Here is a 16,392-nt window from a genome sequence, read left to right on the forward strand (position 1 = left end):
TAGTTGTTCTTTTTTTTTTTTTAATTTTTTTTTTTTTTTTTTTTGCGGACGGTTTTTTTTTTTTTTTTTTGGGGGGGGGGGGGGGGGGGGGGGGGGGGGGGGGGGGGGGGCGCCCCCCCCCCCCCCCCCCCCCCACGGCGGCGGTCGGAGCGCCGGCGGAGAGTTCGTTGAGATCGGCCATGCCGAAATTATAGCCATTCGCATCGGCCGCTCGCGGGGCGCATCGTTCCGACAATGCGTCGCAAGATGGCGGCTCGATCCGTGCTTTTTAACCGACGCGCCAGGTCACTTCGGTATCATGGCGCGACCCTTTGCTTCTTGCCGGCTCACTTCTTCGAGGAAAGTTTTTTGGACACGCTGCTGCATTTCCTGGGACTCATCCTGCACATCGACAAATCGCTCGGTGACTTCATCCATACGTACGGCGCGTGGGTGTACGCCGTGCTGTTCCTGATCGTGTTCTGCGAAACGGGGCTCGTGGTCTTCCCGTTTCTGCCGGGCGATTCGCTGCTTTTTATTGGCGGCGCGTTCGCGGCCACGCACGAAATGGATCTCGGCGCGCTCATCGCGCTGCTGCTGATCGCCGCTGTCGCGGGCAATACGGTCAATTACTGGATCGGACGCGCCATCGGCCCGAAGGTGTTCGATACGAACATACCGGTGCTCGAGCGCTTTCTGGATCGCGCGGCACTGCAAAAGACGCATAACTTCTACGACCGCCACGGCGGCAAGACGATCGTGATCGCGCGCTTCGTGCCTGTCGTGCGCACCTTCGCGCCGTTCGTGGCGGGAGCATCCGCGATGAATGCCACGCGCTTTCAGCTGTTCAACATTCTGGGCGCGGCCATCTGGGTGTTGCTTCTCGTGCTGCTCGGCTACTTCTTCGGGAATATCCCGTTTATCCGGCAGTATCTGAATGTGATCGTGTTGGTCGGCATTGGCGCCGCCATCGTGCCGATTGCGTTGGGCGCGCTGTGGAAGATGAGCCGTCGCGGCTCGAAGGTGTGAGCGCAGCGTGAGGAGAAGTCGGACGGGCCGGCGCTTCGCGTAGCGCGAAGTAGCACGGCCCGACATGCCGATGCGCCGTTACGCGCGCCGGAACAGGCGGATGATGAAGAGCAGCACCACCGCGCCGATCACCGCCGTCAGCAGCGAACCCAACAAGCCGCCGCCGAGCGAAATGCCGAGCACGCCGAAGAGCCAGTTGCCGACGACGCCGCCCACGATGCCGACGAGAATGTCCACGAACACGCCAAAGCCCGTGCCGTTCATGATGAGACCGGCGAGCCAGCCGGCGATGCCGCCAATGATCAAACTGGTGAAGATTCCGAGATGCGTGATGTGCATGCGCTAGTACTCCGCGAAAATAAGGAAATTGCAGGACTGCAGGAGGCTCCCGCTTTCGAGCGCAGTGAATGTAGCCCAAAGCGCGGTGCCAAAAGCGCGCAAAGTGTCAAGGATTGTGGATTGTCTGTTTGGCTTAAAGCGTGCGAATCCGGGCGTGCCGCGACGCCAACGCGCGGGCGGGCAGAATCGTGAAAAATTTAGAATCCCAAAGGATCAGGCGAAGTTTCGCCTAAAGTGTCTCGTCGACTGACTGAGGAAGTGGATTCTGTAATGTTTTATGCTGTCGGAGTTTCGTCCGAACCGAAGGCGAAGCGCGCGGGCTGCCGCGGATCGCGGCTGGCGGTCATATCGTTTTGTGCGCTGGCGCTTTCGCTGCTGCCGGGCTGCGGCATCGTCGGATGTGTCGGTACTTCGGTGTATGGCGTCGGCCTGACCGTGTGTTAGCGCGGCGGCCAGCGGCGGGAAAATCAAGAGCGCAAAGAGCGTTGCACTAGATCAAGACAAAAGCATGGGAAAGTTGGAGTCGATGCACACAGTTGTCATGGGACCGCGCACTCGGGCGGTCATCGCGAGCTTCGGGCTCGCCGCATCCGTCGCGGCGGGTCTTGCCGGATGCACGTCGACGCCGCGCACGCCTGCGCCCATCGTCGACAATTCGATGTCCCCGCCGCCGCCTGTCGTCGTGAGCGCGCCGGTCAGCACGGCGCCCGTTCCCGCGGCGCCGGCAGCGTCGGCATTGGCGCCGGTGGAAGCGGGTTTCTATCGCGTGAAGCCGGGCGACACGCTCTACGGCATCTCGCGTCAGTACAAACAGAAGCCCGCCGATCTGGCTGCGTGGAACAACCTGCCCGAGAGCAAGCAGGTCAACGTCGGGCAGGTGTTGCGGGTCGTGCCGCCGGGTGCATCCATGTCGACGGCGGCTTCGGCTCCGGCTTCGTCGTCCAGGAACCTGCCGCCGCTACTGCCGACGCCGGGCAAGCAGACGGCTGACAAATCGAGCGAGAAGGCGACCGAGAAATCGACAGAAAAGCTAGCCGCGAAGAGCGCCGAAGCGCCCGCCGCGACGGCGTCCGCGGGCAAGGGCACCTTCGTCTGGCCGGTGAAGGGCGAGATCGTGCGCGGCTTCGGGGCGAGCGGCAGCAAGGGCATCGATATCGCGGGCAAGGTCGGCGAGCCCGTGAAGGCCGCGGCGCCCGGCAAGGTCGTGTATGCGGGAAGCGGCTTGCGGTCGTACGGGCGCATGATCATCGTCCGGCATAGCAACGACTATCTGACCGCTTACGCGTACAACGACAAGCTCCTCGTGCGCGAAGGCGATACGGTCAAACAGGGCGCGACGATCGCCGATATGGGAACCGGCCCGAGCGGGTCGCCGGTGCTGCATTTCGAGATCAGAAAGGCGGGCGCCGCCGTCGATCCCGTGCCGCTGCTCGGCGCGGGCAGTTGAGTGGAAGGAGCCGTATGAAAAGAATCATGTGCGCGGCGCTCGTCGCGGCCTCGTTGCTTGCGGGCTGCGATCAGCAACAGAGCGGGGAAGCGATGAGCAAACTCAGTTCGTTCTTCAACGCGGTGAAGCCGGACGTGCTGCTGCTGAAGGACCTGAAGCCCGGGGTCACGAACGAAGCGCAGATCCGCAAACAGATGGGCGAGCCGGAAACCGAACGCACCTACACGGACGGCTCCAAGCGCCTCGAATATCCGCGCGGCCCGGCCGGCACGAACACCTACATGGTGGACCTTGATCCGGATGGCCTGCTTGTCGCGGTCACTCAGGTTCTGACGGCCGAGAACATCGCGAAAGTGCGGCCGGGCATGACGCAGGACGAAGTGCGGCGGCTCCTCGGCAAGCCGACGACGGTCGCCGAATACCGGCTGAAGCAGGAGCGCGTGTGGAGCTGGCATTGGCTCGAAGACGGCGTGAACCGCGACGCGATGTTCAACGCGCATTTCGGTCCGGACGGCACGGTGGTCACGACATCGCGTTCGGAGGCGGAGGGCGGCGGACGGCATTGACGACAGGGCGTCAGAAGGGGCGAAGGCGTTGAGGCAATGAGCGAAAAATATATCGGCAAGAGACAACGCGCATTGATGGACGAAGCGTTGCGATACCGCGAGCGCGCATCCGCGGAAGCGAACGACGACGCGTTCGTGCGCTGGGCATGCACGCGCGGGCATGACTGGGATGATGCGCTGGATGCGTCGCAGAACGTGCGCTGCATGAACTGCGCAACGCAGCGGCGCGAGGCCGAAATGACTCGGGCCCGCGCAATCGCGGAAGTTCGCGGCGGCGCGCTCGTGCCGTCGCGCCACGCGGGTGCGGCGTCGTCGCTCACCTGGCGATGCGCGTTCGGACACGTCTGGCAAGCCGATGCCGATGCGGCCCAGCGTCGCTGGTGCGACGAGTGCGCCCGCACCGTCTTCGCCCGTTACCGGTGAGCGGAAGGCCCCCGAAAAAGAAAAAGCCGGCGATTGCCGGCTTTTAACTTCGTTGTCGGGGCGATGGCTGGTTCACTTCTTCGCCTGCTACCCGCCGGGACGTTGGCAAAGACCTGCGCGAGACATCGCGCCCATTCTTTACCCACGGCTCGGTCGAGTGCCGCCCGTCTTCTTGGTCTCTCCTTGCGCGCTGAAACATCCCCCGTGCGCACAAATAGTATCGCGCCGGGCGAATTGTCTGAATGTACGGTCACCAACATTTCGTGCCAGATCAGGTTGGCGATGGCGCGAGTTCGTGGCGAGTTGTGCGCTCCGTCATCAGCGATTGGGTGACCGCGCTCGCTTGCGCCCGGGCGATATGTTCGAGGGACGCTGCGTCGAGCTGTGCCGCGAAGAGTGCGAGGGCATCGCACAGATGACGATGCGCGGCGGGGTCGAGGCTCCACTGCGAGCTTGCGGCGTAGGAGGCGTCGAGCGCCGTCAGCGTTTCTTGCGCGCGTTCGAGCTCGTCCACGCGTTCGCTCGCATAACCGATGCGAGCAAGTTCGCGCGCAATCAGCACATGACCGCGCAGGGCCGTCGAAAGCGCGTGTGATCCGTGCCCGCGGCGAAATGCGTCGAGCGCGGCGTAGCACTTCAGCAGCATCAGATCGATGACGGGCTCACGGGCATCGCGGCTCTGGCTGAGCGCCCGGAAAAGCGGTGACAGGGCAGGGCGCGCGGCGTGGGTGATCGGCGATGTCTTTCTCACGGAAAAGCTCCCGATGAAGTTTCCTGCGGACCGATGCAAATGGCTGCGCGGGCCGCTGGCTGCTTGACCTTCGACACCATGATGGCATCGAAGACTTAGCGGCGTATTAAGACGCTTCGGCTGATTCTGCGGGGAAAGGGCGGCGTTGAACCGGACGCGGACGACAAAAAAGCCGCTGTCCTTGTGGGAACAGCGGCTTTTTCTTGAAGCTGGTGGCGAATCAGGGACTCGAACCCCGGACCTGCGGATTATGATTCCGTCGCTCTAACCGACTGAGCTAATTCGCCGAAAGAAGCCGAGATTATGGCGGCGGTTAAAACGCCTGTCAACCCCTGCCGCGCGTTTTTCCTAAAACGGCGGCAGGCCCGGCAAAACGCAACGCATCAATCCTCGTGGTACACGTTCGACTTGCGGGTGTCCTTCACGAACAACATGCCGATCACGAACGTCGCGAGCGCAATCACCACCGGGTACCACAGCCCCGAATAAATGTCGCCGCGCGCCGCCACGATCGCGAAGGCCGTCGCGGGCAGGAAGCCGCCGAACCAGCCATTGCCGATGTGATACGGCAGCGACATCGACGTATAGCGAATCCGCGCCGGGAACATTTCGACGAGCATCGCCGCGATCGGGCCGTACACCATCGTCACGAAGATCACGAGGATGGTCAGAATCACGATCGCCATCGGCCAGTTGATGAGCGCCGGATCGGCCTTCGCCGGGTAGCCCGCGCTCTTGAGCGTGCCGGCGAGCGTCTTGTCGAACGCCGCGCCTTGCGCCTTCGCGTCGGCGGCCTTGCCGTCGTACGTGTTCACGACCGTCTCGCCGACCTTGATCTGCGCCAGCGTGCCGGCGGGCGCGGCCACGTTCTGATAGTTGAGGCCGGCCTTCGATAGCGCGCTCTTCGCGATGTCGCACGACGACGTGAACTTCGACGTGCCCACCGGATTGAACTGGAACGAGCACTCGTCCGGATTGGCGATCACCGAGATCGGCGACTTCTGCGTCGCGGCTTCGAGCGTCGGGTTCGTGTAGTGCGCGAGCGCCTTGAAAAGCGGGAAGAAGCTCAACGCCGCGATCAGGCAGCCCGCCATGATGATCGGCTTGCGCCCGATGCGATCCGACAGCGAACCGAAGAACACGAAAAACGGCGTGCCGATGAGCAACGCGACCGCCACCATGATGTTCGCGCTCGTGCCGTCCACCTTCAACGTCTGCGTGAGGAAGAAGAGCGAGTAGAACTGGCCCGTGTACCACACGACCGCCTGGCCCGCCGTCAGGCCGAAGAGCGCGAGCAGCACGATCTTCAGGTTTTTCCATTCGCCGAACGCTTCCGTGAGCGGCGCCTTCGAGGTCTTGCCCTCGGACTTGATGCGCTCGAACACCGGCGATTCGTGCAGTTTCATGCGAATCCAGACCGACACGGCGAGCAGCAGGATCGACACGAGGAAGGGCACGCGCCACGCCCACGCGCCGAACTGCTCTTCGCCGGTCGCCGTGCGCACGGCCAGAATCACGATCAGCGAGATGAAGAGGCCGAGCGTCGCGGTCGTCTGGATCCACGCGGTCCACGCGCCGCGCTTGTTGGCGGGCGCGTGTTCGGCCACGTACGTCGCGGCACCGCCATACTCGCCGCCGAGCGCGAGCCCTTGCAACAGGCGCATTGCGATGAAGATGATCGGCGCGGCAATACCGATGGTCGCATAGCCAGGCAAAAAGCCGATCAGGAACGTCGAGAGACCCATGATGACGATGGTCACCAGGAACGTGTACTTGCGCCCGACCATGTCGCCCAGCCGCCCGAACACGATCGCGCCGAACGGACGCACCGCGAAGCCCGCCGCAAACCCGAGCAACGTAAAGATGAAGCCGGCCGTCGGGTTGACGCCCGAGAAGAACGTCTTGCTGATGTAAATCGCAAGCGAGCCCGCGAGATAAAAGTCGTACCACTCGAACACCGTGCCGAGGGACGAGGCGAAGATGACCTTTCGCTCCTCGTTCGTCATCGGCGCGTGCGAAATGCGCCCTTCGACCGTTGCCATGAATCGTCTCCTTAGGTTTTCCGTCTATTCCGATTCCGTCGGGCCGCGAGCGCGGCGCCGGTGCAAGGATTATTGGAACGAAAACTTACGGCGTTCTGACTCGGACTATTCGGGGTTTCGGTGTGAGTGGACCCACGAAGTTCTGCTAACTCGTCGATAAAGCGATGAGATCGGCGAACAAGCTGCGCTTATCGCGCTGAATCATCGACGCGCTGGCGAATAAGCGCTCAGGGTTTGTCCCGGGCAGGATAAACCCGCTGCAAGCTGACGCGGACCAGCGTTCCGGCGAGTCTCGGCGCTTCCTGGTAGACGTGATCCTCGATGGCGAGCGTGCCGCCGTGTATCGTCGCGATCTCCTTGACGATGGCGAGGCCGAGGCCGCTTCCATCGCCTTCGCGGCCGAGAATGCGATAGAACCGCTCCACCACGCGCTCGCGCTCGGCCGGCGGAATGCCGAGGCCGGTGTCTTCCACTTCGAGATGCACGAGATCGAGATTCGTGTCGTCGGCCCGCACGCGCACCGTGATACGACCGCCGGCCGGCGTGTAGCGGATTGCGTTGTCGATCAGATTGGAGAGCATCTCGCGCAACATCACCGCGTTGCCTTCCACTTCGACCGGATACGGCGGCTCCTCGTACCCGATGTCCATGCGCTTGGCGAGCGCAGCCTGCACCCAGTCGCGCACGGCGAGGCGCGCGAGGTCCGTCAACTCGACGTGCGAGAAAATCTGCCCGTTCGCGCGATTCTCCGCGCGGGCCAGCGCGAGCAGTTGCGTGACGAGCCGCGCGGCGTGTTCCGAGCTGGTCGCGATCTGTTCGAGCGAACGCTGCACTTCGTTCGACACGTCCTGCCGCAGCGCCAGCTCCGCCTGCATGCGCAGGCCGGCGAGCGGCGTTTTCATCTGATGCGCGGCATCGGCGATGAAGCGCTTCTGGAACTCCATGTTCTGCTCGAGCCGCGTGAGCAGATCGTTGAACGACGCGACGAGCGGCGCGATCTCGGGCGGCGCGCGGCCGGCTTCGAGCGGCGAAAGATCGTCGGGGCGGCGAGCGCGGATATTCGATTGCAGCGCATGCAGCGGCGCGAGCCCGCGCGACAGCCCGAACCAGACAAGCACGATGGCGAGCGGCAAAATCACGAACTGCGGCAGGATCACGCCCTTGATGATGTCGTTGGCGAGCTGGCTTCGCTTGTCGAGCGTTTCGGCCACTTGCACGAGCACCGGCTGCGCGTTCTGGGCGTCGAGTCCGGGAAGGTCCACGGTCGTATAGGCGACGCGAATGTCGTTGCCGCGCAGCACGTCGTCCCGAAACTCCACGATGCCCGGCTGCGGCCGGTCGTCTTCGTGCGGCAAGGGCATGTCGCGGTCGCCTCCGACCAGTTCGCCACGCGTGCCGAGCACCTGAAAGAACACGCTGTCGACGTTGTCCGCGCGCAGGAAATCGCGCGTCGCGTCGGGCAGGCGCAGTTCCGCGACGCCGTTGACCGGCTGAATCTGACGCGCGATGACGTAGGCATCCGCTTCGAGCGCGCGGTCGAACGGTCCGTTCGCGATGGACTTCGCGACCAGATAGGTCACCGCAATGCTCATCGGCCAAAGCAGCAGAAGCGGCGCGAGCATCCAGTCGAGAATCTCGCCGAAGAGCGAGCGCGGATGCGTCTCGCTGTCCGGTTCCAGCTCGTCCGGCGGCGCGAAGGGATTGGCGTAGCGCGCGTCGCGCAGCGCGTCGGAATCGGCGGTGGCTGCGTTGGCCGCGGCGGCGGACGCAGGCGGCGTGCGCGGCGGCTCGTCTGCGCGTTCGCTGGAAACAGGCGAGGCCATGCGTGGCCCGGCTTAGTGATGGCTCGGCGGCATCGGCGCGCTTGCCGACGCGGCGTGAGACGCTTTTTCGAGCGTGTACCCGAGCCCGCGCACGGTAATGATGCGCGCGCCGCTCGGCTCGATCTTCTTGCGCAGCCGGTGAACGTAAACCTCGATCGCGTTGTTGCTGACTTCTTCGCCCCATTCGCACAAGTGATTGACGAGCTGTTCCTTCGACACGAGCCGCCCGGTCCGCTGAAGCAGCACTTCGAGTACGCCCAGTTCGCGCGCCGACAAGTCGATCACCTGATCGCCGATATGCGCGATGCGTCCCACCTGATCGAACGACAGCGAACCGTGCTTGACGACCGTCGGCCCGCCGCCCGCGCCGCGCCGCGTGAGCGCGCGCACCCGCGCCTCCAGTTCGTTGAGCGCGAATGGCTTGGCCATATAGTCGTCCGCGCCGAGATCGAGGCCCTTCACGCGCTCGTCGACGCTATCGGCGGCGGTCAGGATCAGCACGGGCATCTGCGAATTGCGCGCGCGCAGACGGCGCAACACTTCGAGACCGGGCATGAGCGGCAGCCCGAGATCGAGAATCAGCAGGTCGAAAGGCTGGAGCGTCAGCGCGGTATCGGCCTCGACGCCATGCTTCACATGGTCGACGGCGTATCCCGATTGGCGGAGTGATCGGACGAGGCCGTCCGCGAGTATGCTGTCGTCTTCGGCAATGAGGATTCGCATCGTCTGTGCGCCTGATGCGCGGTAGCGCAGCATTGCCGGCACCGCATTTCGCCCGGCGCGGCGGTCTCCAGGGTGTTATGCGGTTTTTGCGCGGTTCGGGCGACGTGGAAGAACGCCACGACGCCGCAATCGGGCTTGCAAAAACTACTGTTTTTTTATACAGTGTCTGAATCTGTGCGAAAAGCGGGTGAGAGCCAGCAAACCGCGGGCAAAACCCGCGGGCAGAAGCCAGCTTTCGAGCCCGCGCGCACAAGCCTCAGACGCCGTTCATCATAGCAAAGGACGATTCATGGAAGAAAGCAAGAAAGGCCCGGCTGGCATGACTGCGGAAAAGAGCAAGGCCCTCGCTGCCGCGCTCTCGCAGATCGAAAAGCAATTCGGCAAAGGGTCGATCATGCGGCTCGGCGCGGGTGAGGCGGTCGAAGACATTCAGGTGGTGTCCACCGGCTCGCTTGGACTGGATATCGCGCTCGGCGTGGGCGGACTGCCGCGCGGCCGCGTCGTCGAGATCTACGGTCCGGAATCGTCGGGCAAGACCACGCTCACGCTGCAGGTGATCGCCGAAATGCAGAAGATCGGCGGCACGGCAGCATTCATCGACGCGGAACACGCGCTCGACGTGCAATACGCGCAGAAGCTCGGCGTGAACGTGCAGGAACTGCTGATCTCGCAGCCGGACACGGGCGAGCAGGCGCTGGAAATCGCGGACGCGCTGGTGCGCTCGGGTTCCATCGACATGATCGTGATCGACTCCGTCGCGGCGCTCGTGCCGAAGGCGGAAATCGAAGGCGAAATGGGCGACTCGCTGCCGGGTCTGCAAGCTCGCCTGATGTCGCAGGCGCTGCGCAAGCTCACCGGCACCATCAAGCGCACGAACTGCCTCGTGATCTTCATCAACCAGATCCGCATGAAGATCGGCGTGATGTTCGGCAACCCGGAAACCACCACGGGCGGTAACGCGCTGAAGTTCTATTCGTCGGTGCGTCTGGACATTCGCCGTATCGGGTCCATCAAGAAGAACGACGAAGTAATCGGCAACGAAACGCGCGTGAAGGTGGTGAAGAACAAGGTGTCGCCGCCGTTCCGCGAAGCCATCTTCGACATTCTCTATGGCGAAGGCATTTCGCGTCAGGGCGAAATCATCGACTTGGGCGTGCAGGCCAAGCTCGTCGACAAGGCAGGCGCGTGGTACAGCTATAACGGCGATCGCATCGGTCAGGGCAAGGACAACGCGCGGGAATTCCTGCGCGAGAACCCGGACATTGCACGCGAGATCGAGAACAAGATCCGCGAATCGCTGGGTGTCGCGGCGCTGGCGGACGGTGTCGCCGCGGGCGCAGCAGTCGCGGACGACGAATAAGCGTCGCGCCGCACGGTCGATGTTCAAGCGCCGGTTCGGATCGAAGGCTGGCAGCGCCGAGTTTCGGCGGGGCCGTGCGGGTCGGTCTGACGGCGGGGGTGAGCCGGGCGACGATGCTGCGTCCGAATCGTCGGCGCGCAGCGTCGGTGAGTTGGGCAATCACGCCGATGGCGCCGATGGCATAGACCGCTACGAGCGCAGCAGCGAGCGGCGCGCGGCATCGACGAAATCACGCTGGTCCACCCGAAGCACTACATCACGCGCCGACGCGAAGCCATTCGCGCCGGCGCGCAGTGTTTCTGGAGCGGCGCAAGGGCTCGTGAACGAATCTGAGCGGCCACCCGCAACGGAAACATTCGCGGTAGCCGAGGCGCCGCGCTCGGTTGCTAAGTCATCAAGGACCGCCGCTCCGAAGCGCGATGCGAATCTGGACGCGCCAGCAGGCGCCGCGCATGAGCCATCGCCGGCGCAAGAGCCCGACCGCGCCGCGCGTCTCGCGCAGGCGCGCTCGCTTCTCGCTCAGGCCACAACGCAATCCGTCCAGAAGTTCGACGCGCCGCCAAGGCTGCCAACGCCGCCGAAAGAAGCCCGCTTACCGGACGAGAGCCCCGATCCCTTCTCGAATCCCTTCGAAGACGCCGATCCTTTCGAGCCGTTCGAGCAATGTGCTCCTGCCGCCGCGCCGGAACCACAAGAAGACCCGACCTACAGCCGCTCGACGGAGCGCCAGCGCAAGGCACCGGACGCGAACAACCCAAGACGGCCTCAACGCTCGCTGAAAGGCCGCGCATTGGCCTACCTTTCGCGCCGCGAATACAGTCGCGCGGAGCTGTCGCGCAAGCTGCGGCCGTACGTGCAGGAGGCCGACTCGCTCGAAAACACGCTCGACAGCCTGGAACGCGACGGCTGGTTGTCCAATGAACGTTTCGTGGAGAGCGTCGTTCATCGGCGTGCGCCGCGCATGGGCGGCAGCCGGATCATCAACGAACTGAAGCGGCACGCGGTGGGCGAGGCGTTGATTGGCGAGACGGCGGACAAGCTCGCGCAAACGGAAACCGCGCGCGCTCAGGCCGTGTGGGAAAAGAAGTACGGCGTCGTGCCGGAGACGCCCGCCGAGCGTGCGAAACAGGCTCGCTTTCTTGCGGCGCGCGGTTTTTCGGCCAGCACCGTCGGAAAAATACTGAAAGGCGGCGACGAAGACTGGATCGACGAGCCAAGCGACGAGTGAAGCACCTTGCACGCCTTGCGACACGCCGTGCGCCGGCATCCGCCAATCATCAGGCGCATGCACGGCCCGAAATACTCGCTATGCTAAAATTCAACGGTTTCCCCGTTCCGGCTTTGGTCCCATGCCTCTTTCTCCGCCCGTTTCCCGACAGTTGCGCCATCGTCGCGCGATTCGGCTGGAAGCGTTCGAGCGGGACGACGGCCTGTGGGACATCGAAGCCTGTCTAACCGATGACAAGCCCCGCGACTTTCCGCTCGCGGCGGGCGTCCGGCCGCAAGGCCTGCCGATCCATGAACTCTGGCTGCGCATCACCATCGACCGCAAGCTCACCATTGTCGACGCCGAAGCGTCTTCCGAGTGGGCGCCTTATGCGGCGTTGTGCGCCGAGTCGAATTCCGGGTATCGCGCGCTCATCGGACTCAATCTGCTCCAGAATTTTCGTCGCAAAGCCGGCGCGCGCCTGCGCGGAACGGCAGGCTGCACGCATCTCACCGAGCTGTGCGCCGTGTTGCCGACCGCGGCCATCCAGGCGTTCTCCGGCGAAGTGTGGTCCATCGAGAGCGGCAGTCCTTTCGCGCAAGGCGGCCCCGAGTCGACGTCGGCTCAGCCGCCGTTCCAGCTCGGCCGCTGCCATGCGCTGCGCTTCGACGGCCCGGCCGTGCGCGAATACTACCCGCGCTGGTTCGGCCATGAGCCATCGCAGGCGGAACATCGTGACCAGGCGGAACGCGAAAAGCCCGACACCTGACACGCTCGCGTTCCCGACGCGGAACGCATCGGGCAACCGGACAAGAATCAAACAATCAGCGGTTCAAGCAATTCGAAATCGAAGAAGTTCACTCCAACTCTCAGACTGAAGGAATCACGCATGAAGATTCACGAGTACCAGGGTAAGGAAATCCTGCGGAAATTCGGCGTCGCGGTCCCGCGCGGCAAACCCGTGTTCTCGGTGGATGATGCGGTCAAGGCCGCGGAAGAGCTGGGCGGCCCGGTCTGGGTCGTCAAGGCGCAGATTCACGCGGGCGGCCGTGGCAAGGGCGGCGGCGTGAAGGTCGCGAAGTCGATCGAGCAGGTTCGCGAGTATGCGAACCAGATCCTCGGCATGCAGCTCGTCACGCACCAGACCGGTCCGGAAGGCCAGAAGGTGAACCGCCTCCTGATCGAAGAAGGCGCGGACATCAAGAAGGAACTGTACGTCGGCCTCGTGCTGGACCGCGTTTCGCAGAAGATCGTCGTGATGGCGTCGAGCGAAGGCGGCATGGACATCGAGGAAGTCGCGGAAAAGACGCCCGAACTGCTGCACAAGTTCGCCGTCGAGCCGTCGACCGGCCTGCAAGACAAGGATGCGGACGACCTCGCGCGCAAGATCGGCATTCCGGACGCATCGATTCCGCAAGCACGCGCGATTCTGCAAGGCCTGTACAAGGCGTTCTACGAAACCGACGCATCGCTCGCCGAAATCAACCCGCTGATCCTGACCGGCGACGGCAAGGTGATCGCGCTCGACGCCAAGTTCAACTTCGATTCGAACGCGCTCTTCCGTCACCCGGAGATCGTCGCGTACCGCGATCTGGACGAAGAAGATCCGGCTGAAGTCGAAGCGTCGAAGTTCGACCTCGCGTACATCTCGCTCGACGGCAACATCGGCTGTCTCGTGAACGGCGCGGGCCTCGCCATGGCGACGATGGACACCATCAAGCTGTTCGGCGGCGAGCCGGCGAACTTCCTCGACGTCGGCGGCGGCGCGACGACCGAAAAGGTCACGGAAGCCTTCAAGCTCATGCTGAAGAACCCGAACCTTAAGGCAATTCTCGTCAACATCTTCGGCGGCATCATGCGCTGCGACGTGATCGCGGAAGGCGTGATCGCGGCGTCGAAGGCCGTGGACCTGAAGGTGCCGCTCGTCGTGCGCATGAAGGGCACCAACGAAGACCTCGGCAAGAAGATGCTGGCGGAGTCGGGACTGCCGATCATTTCGGCCGACAGCATGGAAGAAGCCGCGCAGAAGGTCGTCGCGGCTGCCGAAGGCAAGTAAGCGCGCTTCGCTTACCGAGCCTAAGAGAGCGTTCCACCAGATACGAATGGCGGCGCAAGCAACTGCTTTGGCGACGCCAAACGAACAGAGGTCACTACATGTCGATTCTGATCAACAAAGACACGAAGGTCATCACGCAGGGCATCACCGGCAAGACCGGCCAGTTCCACACGCGCGCGTGCCGCGAATACGCGAACGGCCGTGAAGCGTACGTTGCGGGCGTGAACCCGAAGAAGGCCGGCGAAGACTTCGAAGGCATTCCTATCTACGCGTCCGTCAAGGAAGCGAAGGCGGAAACCGGCGCGACCGTTTCGGTCATTTACGTGCCGCCCGCGGGCGCAGCCGCCGCGATCTGGGAAGCCGTCGAGGCCGATCTCGATCTCGCGATCTGCATCACGGAAGGCATTCCGGTTCGCGACATGCTCGAAATCAAGGACCGCATGCGCCGCGAGAACCGCAAAACGCTGCTGCTGGGACCGAACTGCCCCGGCACGATCACGCCGGACGAGCTGAAGATCGGCATCATGCCGGGTCACATTCACCGCAAGGGCCGCATCGGCGTGGTGTCGCGCTCGGGCACGCTGACGTACGAAGCGGTCGGCCAACTGACGGCGCTCGGCCTCGGACAGTCGTCGGCGGTCGGCATCGGCGGCGATCCGATCAACGGTCTGAAGCACATCGACGTGATGAAGATGTTCAACGACGATCCGGAAACGGACGCCGTCATCATGATTGGCGAGATCGGCGGTCCGGATGAAGCGAACGCCGCTTACTGGATCAAGGACAACATGAAGAAGCCGGTCGTCGGTTTCATCGCGGGCGTGACGGCGCCTCCGGGCAAGCGCATGGGCCATGCTGGCGCGCTGATCTCGGGCGGCGCGGACACGGCGGACGCCAAGCTCGAAATCATGGACGCGTGCGGCATCAAGGTCACGAAGAACCCGTCGGAGATGGGCCGCCTGCTGAAGTCGGTGATCTGAGGCAGTCGGGCGCGCAACGCGAGGGTTTGGTACTCTTACTGAATCCTTTCGTTAAGGCCGAAGAAAAAGCGAGGGAGCGTTGGCTTCCTCGCTTTTTTGTTTCCGGTCACAGCTCGTTCTGCCCATGCTCGAATTCTTCTCGACGCTCCACTGGGGCGCGGTTCTGCAAATCATCGTCATCGACATTCTGCTCGGGGGCGACAACGCCGTCGTGATCGCGCTCGCCTGCCGCGATCTCCCCGCCACGCAGCGCACGCGCGGGATCGTGCTCGGCACGCTCGGCGCCATTGTCCTGCGCGTCGTGCTGATCGCGTTCGCGGTCTTCCTGCTCGATATACCGTTCCTCAAGTTCCTCGGCGGCTTGCTGCTTCTGTGGATCGGCATGAAGCTCTTGCAACCCGGCCACGACGAGCCCGACATTAGTTCGTCGGACAAGCTCTGGGCGGCCGTCAAGACGATCATCGTCGCCGACGCGGTGATGAGTCTCGACAACGTGATCGCGATTGCGGGCGCGGCCGAGACCGCGGACCCGCAGCACCGCTTCGTGCTCGTCATTTTCGGGCTCGTCGTGAGCATTCCGCTGATCGTGTGGGGCAGCACGCTGGTGCTGAAGCTGCTCGACCGCTTCCCGATCGTCGTGCTGCTCGGCGCGGGCTTGCTCGGATGGATCGCGGGCGGACTCATCATCGACGACCCGTTCATCGACCGCTGGCCCGCGCTCAACACCGAAGCGGCGGGGTATGCCGCGCGCCTCGCGGGCGCGGCGCTCGTGATCGCGGCGGGCTGGCTGATGAAGCGCCGCGCGAAGCGCCGCGCGCTCGCGAGCACGGGCTGACTCTCCACCGACGCGGGCGTTAGCCGAATGGCCGACTGTCGCGGCCCGCGCACCCTCCCTACCATCGAAGCGTTCGGTTCGCATATCGCGGCCGACGCTTCGTGTCTTTCAGGGAGTGGCAATGACGAGCATGGTTTCGGATGTTAAGGCGCCGCGCGAGGGCGACGGCTTCAGTGCATGGCTGAAACGCGCGCAGGCAGGCGCGCGCGGTTTCACGCTGATCGAGTTGATGATCGTGCTGGCGATCGTCGGCGTGGTCGCGGCTTACGCGATTCCCGCGTATCAGGACTATCTGTCGCGCAGCCGCGTGGGCGAGGGCATGTCGCTCGCGTCCTCGGCGCGGCTCGCGGTGGCCGAGAATGCCGCGAGCGGCGCGGATCTGGCGAGCGCGTATGCGTCGCCGCCGGCCACGCGCAACATCGAGTCCATCCACGTCGACAGCGACACCGGACAGATCACGATCGCCTACACGACGCGCGTCGCGCCGGCCGGATCGAATGCGCTCGTCCTCGTGCCTTCCGCGCCCGATAACGCCGATACGCCGACGGCCCGCGTCGCGCTGACGCGCGGCTCGGTGCAGGCGGGCACGATCACGTGGGAATGCTTCGCGGCGGGCAAGGCCGCTTCGTCGCTGCCTGCGCCGGGCGCGGGACCTGCGCCCACGCAAGCCGCGACGCTCCCGGCCAACCTCGCGCCGCCGGAGTGCCGCGCCTAAGCGACTTGCACGCGGTGGACGAGAGGCATGAGCGCCGCGCGGGAACCTGTGGATTTCGTCGCATTTACGGGTGCGCGGCGCACAGCGGACGCAAAGTTTTGTATAGTGCGCCGGTTC

At 64.0% G+C, this 16,392-nt stretch carries 17 protein-coding genes and 1 tRNA gene; 11 read left to right on the forward strand and 7 right to left on the reverse strand.

Features of this window, described 5'->3' with window-relative positions; all coding sequences use genetic code 11:
- Nucleotides 1-181 (reverse strand): hypothetical protein (locus NCR37_RS02350; protein WP_250471346.1); only part of this gene is annotated, 181 nt, incomplete at its 3' end.
- A 167-nt stretch (nt 182-348) separates the two neighbouring features.
- On the opposite strand from NCR37_RS02350, the gene NCR37_RS02355 reads away from it, so the two are divergent.
- Nucleotides 349-1,008, forward strand: a complete 660-nt coding sequence (locus NCR37_RS02355) for a VTT domain-containing protein (protein WP_250471347.1) — start codon at nt 349-351, stop codon at nt 1,006-1,008.
- Between the two features lie 78 nt (nt 1,009-1,086).
- Here NCR37_RS02355 and NCR37_RS02360 read toward each other — a convergent pair whose 3' ends face one another.
- Nucleotides 1,087-1,347 (reverse strand): GlsB/YeaQ/YmgE family stress response membrane protein, encoded by a 261-nt coding sequence (locus tag NCR37_RS02360; RefSeq protein WP_250471348.1) that lies wholly within the window; start codon nt 1,345-1,347, stop codon nt 1,087-1,089.
- Between the two features lie 526 nt (nt 1,348-1,873).
- Here NCR37_RS02360 and NCR37_RS02365 point away from each other — a divergent pair.
- Genes NCR37_RS02365 through NCR37_RS02375 form a run of 3 tightly spaced genes read left to right on the forward strand, consistent with a single transcriptional unit; the run spans nt 1,874 to nt 3,783 of the window.
- Complete coding sequence (locus NCR37_RS02365; RefSeq protein ID WP_250471349.1) at nt 1,874-2,794, forward strand: peptidoglycan DD-metalloendopeptidase family protein; 921 nt, start codon at nt 1,874-1,876, stop codon at nt 2,792-2,794.
- A 14-nt stretch (nt 2,795-2,808) separates the two neighbouring features.
- On the forward strand, nt 2,809-3,360 hold the full coding sequence (gene bamE, locus NCR37_RS02370; protein ID WP_250471350.1) for an outer membrane protein assembly factor BamE domain-containing protein: 552 nt from the start codon (nt 2,809-2,811) through the stop codon (nt 3,358-3,360).
- A 36-nt stretch (nt 3,361-3,396) separates the two neighbouring features.
- Nucleotides 3,397-3,783: a hypothetical protein gene (locus NCR37_RS02375; protein WP_250471351.1), complete on the forward strand. Its 387-nt coding sequence runs from the start codon at nt 3,397-3,399 to the stop codon at nt 3,781-3,783.
- Between the two features lie 271 nt (nt 3,784-4,054).
- Here NCR37_RS02375 and NCR37_RS02380 read toward each other — a convergent pair whose 3' ends face one another.
- The 5 genes from NCR37_RS02380 to NCR37_RS02400 all read right to left on the reverse strand — a co-directional run bounded on the left by NCR37_RS02380 (nt 4,055) and on the right by NCR37_RS02400 (nt 9,122).
- Nucleotides 4,055-4,534 (reverse strand): hypothetical protein, encoded by a 480-nt coding sequence (locus tag NCR37_RS02380; protein ID WP_250471352.1) that lies wholly within the window; start codon nt 4,532-4,534, stop codon nt 4,055-4,057.
- 210 nt (nt 4,535-4,744) lie between these two features.
- Nucleotides 4,745-4,821 (reverse strand) — tRNA-Met (locus tag NCR37_RS02385).
- Between the two features lie 96 nt (nt 4,822-4,917).
- A complete protein-coding gene (locus tag NCR37_RS02390) occupies nt 4,918-6,576 on the reverse strand; it encodes an MFS transporter (RefSeq protein WP_250471353.1) in 1,659 nt (552 codons plus the stop codon).
- A gap of 227 nt (nt 6,577-6,803) precedes the next feature.
- The gene (locus NCR37_RS02395; protein WP_250471354.1) at nt 6,804-8,399 is read right to left on the reverse strand and encodes a sensor histidine kinase; all 1,596 of its coding nucleotides are present in this window, start codon (nt 8,397-8,399) and stop codon (nt 6,804-6,806) included.
- 12 nt (nt 8,400-8,411) lie between these two features.
- The gene (locus NCR37_RS02400; protein WP_250471355.1) at nt 8,412-9,122 is read right to left on the reverse strand and encodes a response regulator transcription factor; all 711 of its coding nucleotides are present in this window, start codon (nt 9,120-9,122) and stop codon (nt 8,412-8,414) included.
- A 289-nt stretch (nt 9,123-9,411) separates the two neighbouring features.
- Here NCR37_RS02400 and recA point away from each other — a divergent pair, with 289 nt between their 5' ends.
- The 7 genes from recA (at nt 9,412) to NCR37_RS02435 (ending at nt 16,275) form a co-directional block, all read left to right on the forward strand.
- Entirely contained in the window at nt 9,412-10,482 is a 1,071-nt protein-coding gene (gene recA / locus NCR37_RS02405; RefSeq protein ID WP_175939548.1) for a recombinase RecA, read from the forward strand.
- Nucleotides 10,424-11,710, forward strand: coding sequence for a recombination regulator RecX (recX, locus tag NCR37_RS28675; protein WP_502800475.1), 1,287 nt, complete (start codon nt 10,424-10,426; stop codon nt 11,708-11,710). The genes recA and recX overlap by 59 nt, the downstream gene beginning before the upstream one ends.
- Nucleotides 11,711-11,831: 121 nt before the next feature.
- A complete protein-coding gene (locus NCR37_RS02415) occupies nt 11,832-12,458 on the forward strand; it encodes a DUF2889 domain-containing protein (protein ID WP_250471356.1) in 627 nt (208 codons plus the stop codon).
- A 120-nt stretch (nt 12,459-12,578) separates the two neighbouring features.
- Nucleotides 12,579-13,745 (forward strand): ADP-forming succinate--CoA ligase subunit beta, encoded by a 1,167-nt coding sequence (gene sucC, locus NCR37_RS02420; RefSeq protein ID WP_248321301.1) that lies wholly within the window; start codon nt 12,579-12,581, stop codon nt 13,743-13,745.
- A 98-nt stretch (nt 13,746-13,843) separates the two neighbouring features.
- Complete coding sequence (gene sucD, locus NCR37_RS02425; protein WP_159835338.1) at nt 13,844-14,725, forward strand: succinate--CoA ligase subunit alpha; 882 nt, start codon at nt 13,844-13,846, stop codon at nt 14,723-14,725.
- Nucleotides 14,726-14,849: 124 nt separating this feature from the next.
- Nucleotides 14,850-15,560 (forward strand): TerC family protein, encoded by a 711-nt coding sequence (locus NCR37_RS02430; RefSeq protein ID WP_250471357.1) that lies wholly within the window; start codon nt 14,850-14,852, stop codon nt 15,558-15,560.
- Nucleotides 15,561-15,681: 121 nt separating this feature from the next.
- On the forward strand, nt 15,682-16,275 hold the full coding sequence (locus tag NCR37_RS02435) for a pilin (protein WP_284506762.1): 594 nt from the start codon (nt 15,682-15,684) through the stop codon (nt 16,273-16,275).
- The last annotated feature ends 117 nt before the right edge of the window (nt 16,276-16,392 follow it).

The sequence above is a fragment of the Caballeronia sp. GAFFF1 genome (genome assembly GCF_023630705.1).
GTDB lineage: Bacteria > Pseudomonadota > Gammaproteobacteria > Burkholderiales > Burkholderiaceae > Caballeronia.

Coding starts and splice junctions, on each gene's coding strand:
- NCR37_RS02360 (WP_250471348.1), bottom strand. CDS start 1,347: ATGCACATCACGCATCTCGGAATCTTCACCAGTTTGATCATTGGCGGC.
- NCR37_RS02365 (WP_250471349.1), top strand. CDS start 1,874: ATGCACACAGTTGTCATGGGACCGCGCACTCGGGCGGTCATCGCGAGC.
- bamE (WP_250471350.1), top strand. CDS start 2,809: ATGAAAAGAATCATGTGCGCGGCGCTCGTCGCGGCCTCGTTGCTTGCG.
- NCR37_RS02375 (WP_250471351.1), top strand. CDS start 3,397: ATGAGCGAAAAATATATCGGCAAGAGACAACGCGCATTGATGGACGAA.
- NCR37_RS02390 (WP_250471353.1), bottom strand. CDS start 6,576: ATGGCAACGGTCGAAGGGCGCATTTCGCACGCGCCGATGACGAACGAG.
- NCR37_RS02395 (WP_250471354.1), bottom strand. CDS start 8,399: ATGGCCTCGCCTGTTTCCAGCGAACGCGCAGACGAGCCGCCGCGCACG.
- NCR37_RS02400 (WP_250471355.1), bottom strand. CDS start 9,122: ATGCGAATCCTCATTGCCGAAGACGACAGCATACTCGCGGACGGCCTC.
- recA (WP_175939548.1), top strand. CDS start 9,412: ATGGAAGAAAGCAAGAAAGGCCCGGCTGGCATGACTGCGGAAAAGAGC.
- NCR37_RS02415 (WP_250471356.1), top strand. CDS start 11,832: ATGCCTCTTTCTCCGCCCGTTTCCCGACAGTTGCGCCATCGTCGCGCG.
- sucC (WP_248321301.1), top strand. CDS start 12,579: ATGAAGATTCACGAGTACCAGGGTAAGGAAATCCTGCGGAAATTCGGC.
- sucD (WP_159835338.1), top strand. CDS start 13,844: ATGTCGATTCTGATCAACAAAGACACGAAGGTCATCACGCAGGGCATC.
- NCR37_RS02430 (WP_250471357.1), top strand. CDS start 14,850: ATGCTCGAATTCTTCTCGACGCTCCACTGGGGCGCGGTTCTGCAAATC.
- NCR37_RS02435 (WP_284506762.1), top strand. CDS start 15,682: ATGACGAGCATGGTTTCGGATGTTAAGGCGCCGCGCGAGGGCGACGGC.